At 71.3% G+C, this 6,072-nt stretch carries 7 protein-coding genes and 2 pseudogenes; 3 read left to right on the plus strand and 6 right to left on the minus strand.

Annotated features, from left to right (window positions below; genetic code table 11):
• Positions 1-276, plus strand: a pseudogene (locus G3I40_RS14800) (saccharopine dehydrogenase); the annotation flags it as partial.
• Here G3I40_RS14800 and G3I40_RS14805 read toward each other — a convergent pair.
• Positions 248-958: an endonuclease V gene (locus tag G3I40_RS14805; RefSeq protein WP_164302638.1), complete on the minus strand. Its 711-nt coding sequence runs from the start codon at positions 956-958 to the stop codon at positions 248-250. The pseudogene G3I40_RS14800 and the gene G3I40_RS14805 overlap by 29 nt on opposite strands.
• A gap of 48 nt (positions 959-1,006) precedes the next feature.
• Between G3I40_RS14805 and G3I40_RS14810 the strand changes: the two genes are divergently transcribed.
• Positions 1,007-1,438 carry a GNAT family N-acetyltransferase gene (locus G3I40_RS14810; protein WP_164302639.1) on the plus strand — a complete coding sequence of 144 codons (432 nt, stop codon included), beginning with the start codon at positions 1,007-1,009 and terminating at the stop codon, positions 1,436-1,438.
• A 9-nt stretch (positions 1,439-1,447) separates the two neighbouring features.
• Here the strand turns inward: G3I40_RS14810 and G3I40_RS14815 are convergent, their stop codons facing one another.
• From G3I40_RS14815 to G3I40_RS14830, 4 genes are all read right to left on the minus strand, one after another.
• On the minus strand, positions 1,448-2,263 hold the full coding sequence (locus G3I40_RS14815; protein ID WP_164302643.1) for an ABC transporter permease: 816 nt from the start codon (positions 2,261-2,263) through the stop codon (positions 1,448-1,450).
• Positions 2,264-2,275: 12 nt separating this feature from the next.
• The gene (locus G3I40_RS14820; protein WP_164302640.1) at positions 2,276-3,142 is read right to left on the minus strand and encodes an ABC transporter permease; all 867 of its coding nucleotides are present in this window, start codon (positions 3,140-3,142) and stop codon (positions 2,276-2,278) included.
• A gap of 1 nt (position 3,143) precedes the next feature.
• Entirely contained in the window at positions 3,144-4,337 is a 1,194-nt protein-coding gene (locus tag G3I40_RS14825; protein ID WP_164302644.1) for an ABC transporter substrate-binding protein, read from the minus strand.
• A gap of 74 nt (positions 4,338-4,411) precedes the next feature.
• Positions 4,412-5,479 carry an ABC transporter ATP-binding protein gene (locus tag G3I40_RS14830; RefSeq protein WP_164302641.1) on the minus strand — a complete coding sequence of 356 codons (1,068 nt, stop codon included), beginning with the start codon at positions 5,477-5,479 and terminating at the stop codon, positions 4,412-4,414.
• A gap of 64 nt (positions 5,480-5,543) precedes the next feature.
• Between G3I40_RS14830 and G3I40_RS14835 the strand changes: the two genes are divergently transcribed.
• On the plus strand, positions 5,544-5,846 hold the full coding sequence (locus G3I40_RS14835; protein ID WP_164302642.1) for a YciI family protein: 303 nt from the start codon (positions 5,544-5,546) through the stop codon (positions 5,844-5,846).
• A 6-nt stretch (positions 5,847-5,852) separates the two neighbouring features.
• Here G3I40_RS14835 and G3I40_RS14840 read toward each other — a convergent pair.
• Positions 5,853-6,072 (minus strand): annotated as a pseudogene (locus G3I40_RS14840) (oxidoreductase); the annotation flags it as partial.

A 6,072-nucleotide genomic window follows, 5' to 3' on the forward strand; every position in this document is an offset into this window, starting at 1 on the left:
GGGGACGGCCCGGACGAGACGCGCCGCGCCAAGAGCTGGTTCTCCGTGCGGTTCGTCGGCGAGGGCGGCGGCCGCCGGGTCCTCACCGAGGTGAGCGGCGGGGACCCCGGGTACGGCGAGACCGCGAAGATGCTGGCGCAGGCCGCGATGTGCCTCGCCCAGGACGAACTCCCGGACACCTCGGGGCAGGTGACCACCGCCGTCGCGATGGGCGACGCGCTGATCGAGAGGCTGCGGACTGCGGGGCTCAGTTTCCGGGTCGCGGCCCGCAGGTGAGGGCGAGGAGCGCGTCCCGGCACAGCCGGTCGGCCCTGCGGGTCGTCTCCGGCAGGCGGTAGGCCGGTGTGAGGGCCAGCGCGTGGGCGCACGCGTTGGCCAGGGAGACGCGGTGCCCCACGGACACGTACACCGGCTTCACGCCCTCGCGGGTGCGCAGGGCGCGCCCGACCTCCTCGGGCCCGTCGGTGAGCGCGGCCGCGCTCCCCCGCTCCCGCCCCAACGCGCCGTGGGTGAAGGCGAACGGATTCTTGGCGACGCCCATCGTCGCCCGCCCGGTGAGCACGCCCAGGTGGCTCGCGAGCCCGAAGCGGCGGGGGTGGGCGAGGCCGTACCCGTCGCACACGATCAGGCCGGGGTCGGTGCGCAGCGCCTCCAGGGCGCCGAGCACGGCCGGGATCTCGCGGAACGCCAACAGGCCCGGCACGTAAGGGAAGGCGACGTGCCCGACGGCCGTCGCCTCCTCGACGACGTCGAGCGTCGCGGCGTCCAGCACGACCGCGGCCGCGGCGACGAGATCGCGCGCGTCGTCGTACGCGACGTCGATCCCGGTGACCGTGCCCGCACCGGGCGCGGGCCCGCTCTCGTCACGTACGACGCGGTCGCGCAGCGCGTCCTGCACCGCGCGCGCCCCGGCCTCGTCGGTGGGCCAGCCCTCAGGGATCCCCGTGATCGTCCGCATGCCCCCACCCTAGACAGCGCGCTCACCCCGTCCTCTATGCTGTAAGGCATGAACATCAGTAGTGACCCTTACGTCATGGAAGTCGGCGTCCCGTCGGTGGACGTCTTCCGACGGCTGCGCACCGACGCCGGACTCTCCGACAGGGCACCCGAGGCCGTCGCGCTCGCCCTGCCGCACACCTGGCACGGGGTGCTCCTGCGCTGCGGCGGCGAGCCGGTCGGGATGGGCCGGATCATCGGGGACGGCGGCACGGCGCTCCAGATCGTCGACATCTGCGTGCACCCCGACCACCAGGGCCAGGGGCTCGGCAAGCGGATCATGGCCGCGCTGACCGAGGAACTGGAGCGCCGGGCGCCCGCGACGGCGTACGTCTCGCTGATCGCGGACGGGCCGGCGAAGTTCCTGTACGAGAAGTTCGGCTTCGTCGAGACGTCGTCGTACGGCTCGGTGGGCATGTCCCGGATGATGGGCGCCGGCTGACGCCCGGGGTCACACCCGGCTGCCCACGGTGGTGTCGGAGGACAGCTTCTGGGCCAGGTACACCGGGATCACCGACAGCAGGACGAGGACGACGGCCACCACGTTGACCACCGGGGCCTGCTGCGGGCGGGCCATGTTGGAGAAGATCCAGACGGGGAGCGTCTGGACGCCGGGTCCCGCCGTGAACGTCGTGACGACGATCTCGTCGAAGGACAGCGCGAACGAGAGCAGCGCGCCGGCCGCGAGCGCGGAGCGGGTCAGCGGGAAGGTGATGTCGCGGAAGGTGCGGAAGGTGTCGGCCCCCAGGTCCATCGCCGCTTCCTCGTACGAACCGGGCAGCCGGCGCAGCCGGGCGGCGACGTTGTTGAAGACGACCACGACGCAGAACGTGGCGTGCCCGACGACGACGGTGAACAGGCCGAGGCCTATCCCGAGGGGTTCGAGGACGGTACGGAAGGCCGTGTTGAGGGCGACGCCCGTGATGATGCCGGGCAGGGCGAGGGGCAGGACCACGGCGAACGAGAGCGCGTGGCGCCCGAAGAAGCGGTACCGGCCGATCGCGAAGGCCAGGAGCGTGCCGAGCACGAGGGCGATGACGGTGGCGCCGAGACCGGCCTTCACGGACGTCCACAACGCGTCCCTGGCACCCGCGCTGTGCCAGGCGGCCTCCCACCAGCGCAGGGTGAGACCGTCCGGCGGCCAGCTCGAACTGCGGTCCCGGTTCAGGGAGTTGACGAAAACCAGGAGCAGCGGGACGTAGATGACGGCGAAGCCGAGCAGGGCGCCGATGCGCAGCGCGATGCGCGCGGGGCGGGACAGATGCACCACGGGCCCCCTTCAGAGGCTGCTGAGCGCGCCGGAGCGGCGCACGGCGAGCAGATAGAGGACGATCACGACGACCGGGACGGTGCCGAGGGCGGCGGCCAGCGGCAGGTCGAGGGTGATGTTGGAGTAGACGAGGTTGCCGATCAACTGGGTCTTGCCGCCCACGATCTGGACCGCGATGTAGTCGCCGAGGCTGAGCGAGAACGTGAAGACGGAACCGGCCGCGACCGAGGGAAGGACCAGCGGCAGGAGCACGGTGCGCACCGTGCGCCAGGTGCGGGCGCCGAGGTCCGCGGACGCGTCGAGGAGGGCGTCGGGGACCCGTTCGAGACCGGCGTGGATCGGCAGGATCATGTACGGCAGCCACAGGTACGTCAGGACCAGGACCGTCGCGGTGAGGCCGTATCCCGGGCCCTCGATCCCGAGCGGGGTCAACAGCCAGTCCAGCAGGCCGCCTTGGGCGAGCATGACGCGCCACGCGTACGCCTTGACGAGATAGCTCGCCCACAGCGGGGTGAGGAGGGCGACGACGAGCAGCGGGCGCCACCGGGGGCGGGCGACGCGCGCGGTGTAGAAGGCGATCGGGAACGCGAGCACGAGGCACAGCGCGGTGACGCAGAGGGCGACCGCCACGCTGCGCAGGGCGACTTGGCGGTACACGTCCGTCGTGAGGAGGGTCCGGAAGTTGTCGAGGGTCCAGGTGCGCACGATGTCGGAGGTGAACGGGTCCGTGGTCCACAGGCCCGACAGGAACAGCACCGCGAGCGAACCCAGGTAGGCGACGACCAGCCAGGTCAGCGGCGCCGCGAGGAGCAGGGCGAGGCGCAGCCGGGGGCTGCGGTGCAGCGCCCCGGCGGCCTTCTTCGACGTGGCGCCCACGTCAGCCCTTGATCTCGGTCCAGGCCTGCACCCACTTCGCGTAGGGCACGCAGGTGACGCCGGTGCGCCCGTCGAGGCACTGCGGGATGGGCGTGGTCCAGAAGTGGACCTTCTTCCAGTAGGCGGCGTCGTCGGCGTGGAAGGTGGCGCAGTGCTGTGCGTCGGCGGTCTCGTCACACGCCTTCGCGTTCGAGGGGGCTTCGCCGAAGTACTCGGCCACCTGGGCGTTCGCCTTCGGCGAGACGATCCAGTCGAGCCATTTGTAGGCGCAGTTGGGGTGTTTCGCCTTCGCGGAGACCATCCAGGTGTCGGACCAGCCGGTGGCGCCCTCCTTGGGCAGGACCGCCTTGACGGGGGCCTTCTCGGCCTGGGCGCTGTTCACGATGACCTGCCAGCTGGTGCCGATCACCGAGTCGCCGCTCTTGAAGGCGGAGATCTCCTTCAGGTAGTCGCTCCAGTACTCGCCGACGTTCGCGTTCTGCTTCTTCAACAGGCCCACCGCGGCGTCGAACTGTTTCTGGTCGAGCGCGTAGGGGTCCTTGATGCCGAGCTCGGGCCGGGTCCTCATCAGGTACAGCGCGGCGTCGGCGAGGTAGATCGGCGAGTCGTAGGCGGTGACGTGGCCCTTGTACGCGGACGCGCCGTCGAAGACGGCCTTCCAGGAGTCGGGGGCCGGGGACACCTTGTCCGTGCGGTACATGAGGAGGTTGGCGCCGCGGCCGTGCGGGATGCCGTAGGCGACCTTCTTGACCGAGTTCCAGGGCTGCATCTTCAACCCCGGGAAGATGTCCCGGTAGTTGGGCACGAGGTCGGTGTTGACGGGCGCCGCGTCGCCGGAGGCGATCAGTCGCAGGGAGGCGTCGCCGGACGCGGAGACGGCGTCGTACTGGCCGGTCTTCATCAGGTTGACCATCTCGTCGGAGGTTCCGGCGACCTTGGTGCTGACCTGGCAGCCCGTCTTCTTCTCGAAGGGGGTGACCCAGTCGACCTTCGGGTCGTTCGAGCCGTCCTCGGCATATCCGGCCCAGGCGATGAGGTTGACCTTTCCCTCCGTCTTGCCGAGGGACTTGGGGGCGGACAGCTTGGGCGGGGTGAAGCCCCGCCCGCCGGGCGCGCCCGTGCCACCGCCTCCCCCGTCGTCGGAGGAGCCGCAGGCGGTGGCGAGCAGCAGCCCGCCGAGTGCGGTGACTGCCATGAGGGTTCGGGGTGCGCGCACGAGTTCTCCCTGTCGGTCGATTCGCGTGGGTCGCTCAGGTGGTGCCCGGCATGTCACATCGTGTGGTTCAGCGGGACGTTGTGGCGTCGGTGCCAGCGCAGCAGGACGCGGCTGCCGGGCAGTGCGAGGGCGTCGGCGGCGGTGGTGTCGAGGTTCTGCCGTACGACGACGAAGCGCGCGCCGGCGTCGGTGTCGACGACGACACGGGTGCTGTCCCCCAGGTAGACGGCGTCGGCGACGGTGCCGCGCACCTCGCTGTGGTCACCGCGATCGTGCGCGCCGGTGTCGGGCAGGACCCGGATCTTCTCGGGTCTGACGCCGAACGTCCCGGGTCTGCCCACGATCATCTCGGCGGCGGCGCCGGTGAGGGTGTTGGAGGTGCCGACGAAGGAGGCGACGAACGCGGAGGCGGGCGTCTCGTACAACTCCCCCGGTGTGCCGACCTGTTCGACGCGTCCGGCGTTCATGACCGCGACCCGGTCGCTCAGGGCGAGCGCCTCGGCCTGGTCGTGGGTGACGAGCACGAAGGTGATGCCCACGTCGCGCTGCAGCTCCTTCAGCTCGGTCTGCATCTGCTCGCGCAGCTTGAGGTCGAGGGCGCCGAGCGGCTCGTCGAGGAGCAGCACGCGGGGTCGTACCACCAACGCCCGTGCCAGTGCTACGCGTTGGCGCTGCCCACCGGAGAGCTGACCGGGTCTGCGGGCGCCGTGGTCCTCCAGGCGGACGGAGGCGAGGGCGGCGCGGGCCCGCTCGGCCTGCTCCCGGCGGGAGGCGCCGCGCACCTTCAGACCGTAGGCGACGTTCTGCGCGACGCTCATGTGCGGGAACAGCGCGTAGTCCTGGAACACGGTGGTGACGTCACGTTCGAAGGGGGCGCGGCGCGTCACGTCCTCGCCGGCCAGGTGGACCGTGCCGCCGGTCGGCGTCTCGAACCCGGCGATCAGCCGCAGCACCGTCGTCTTGCCGGACCCGGAGGGCCCGAGCAACGAGAAGAACTCCCCTTCCCCGACGTCGAGTTCGACGCCGTCGACGGCGCGCACCGCGCCGAAGCTCTTGTGCACCGCGCGCAGCCCGATCGCGACGGTCCCGTTGCCCTTGCCTGCTGCCGGTTGTCCGGGCATAGCCATACGCCTAGATCATGCACAGTTCAACGACGCCCACAAGACCGCCGGTAACCTCTCGATCATGTTTGTTCTGGAACTGACATACACGGGACCCCTCGCACGCGTCGACGCCCTCCTCGACGCACATCGCGCATGGCTCGACGAGCACTTCGCCGCGGGCACCTTCCTCGCCGCGGGCCGCAAGGTGCCGCGCGACGGCGGCATCATCCTCGCGGTCGGGGCCGGCCGTGCGGCGATCGAGGAGATCACGGCGACCGACCCGTTCGTCATCGGCGGAGTGTGCGCGTACCGGGTCACCGAGTTCCTGGCCACGACGACCGCGGCCGAACTGGCCCGGATCCAGGACGAGTTGCCGCCCGCATAGCACCGCTCAGGGCCGCAGACGCGCCACCCGGCCCTGCTCCCCCGCCGCCCAGCAGGCGCCGTCGCGGGTGCAGTCCACGGTGTCGTAGGAGCCCGTGTCAACGGTGCGCCAGGTGCGGCCGCCGTTCGTGGTGAGGTCGGTGCCGGTCGGGCCGACGGCGAGGGCGGCGGTGCGGCTGCGCGGGAGCCAGGCGACGCCGGAGCGGTACGCGGTCGGCGGTTCGGCG

The sequence above is a fragment of the Streptomyces sp. SID14478 genome, from assembly GCF_010548525.1.
In the GTDB taxonomy this organism is placed as follows: Bacteria; Actinomycetota; Actinomycetes; order Streptomycetales; family Streptomycetaceae; genus Streptomyces.

Coding starts and splice junctions, on each gene's coding strand:
- G3I40_RS14805 (WP_164302638.1), bottom strand. CDS start 958: ATGCGGACGATCACGGGGATCCCTGAGGGCTGGCCCACCGACGAGGCC.
- G3I40_RS14810 (WP_164302639.1), top strand. CDS start 1,007: ATGAACATCAGTAGTGACCCTTACGTCATGGAAGTCGGCGTCCCGTCG.
- G3I40_RS14825 (WP_164302644.1), bottom strand. CDS start 4,337: ATGGCAGTCACCGCACTCGGCGGGCTGCTGCTCGCCACCGCCTGCGGC.
- G3I40_RS14830 (WP_164302641.1), bottom strand. CDS start 5,479: ATGCCCGGACAACCGGCAGCAGGCAAGGGCAACGGGACCGTCGCGATC.
- G3I40_RS14835 (WP_164302642.1), top strand. CDS start 5,544: ATGTTTGTTCTGGAACTGACATACACGGGACCCCTCGCACGCGTCGAC.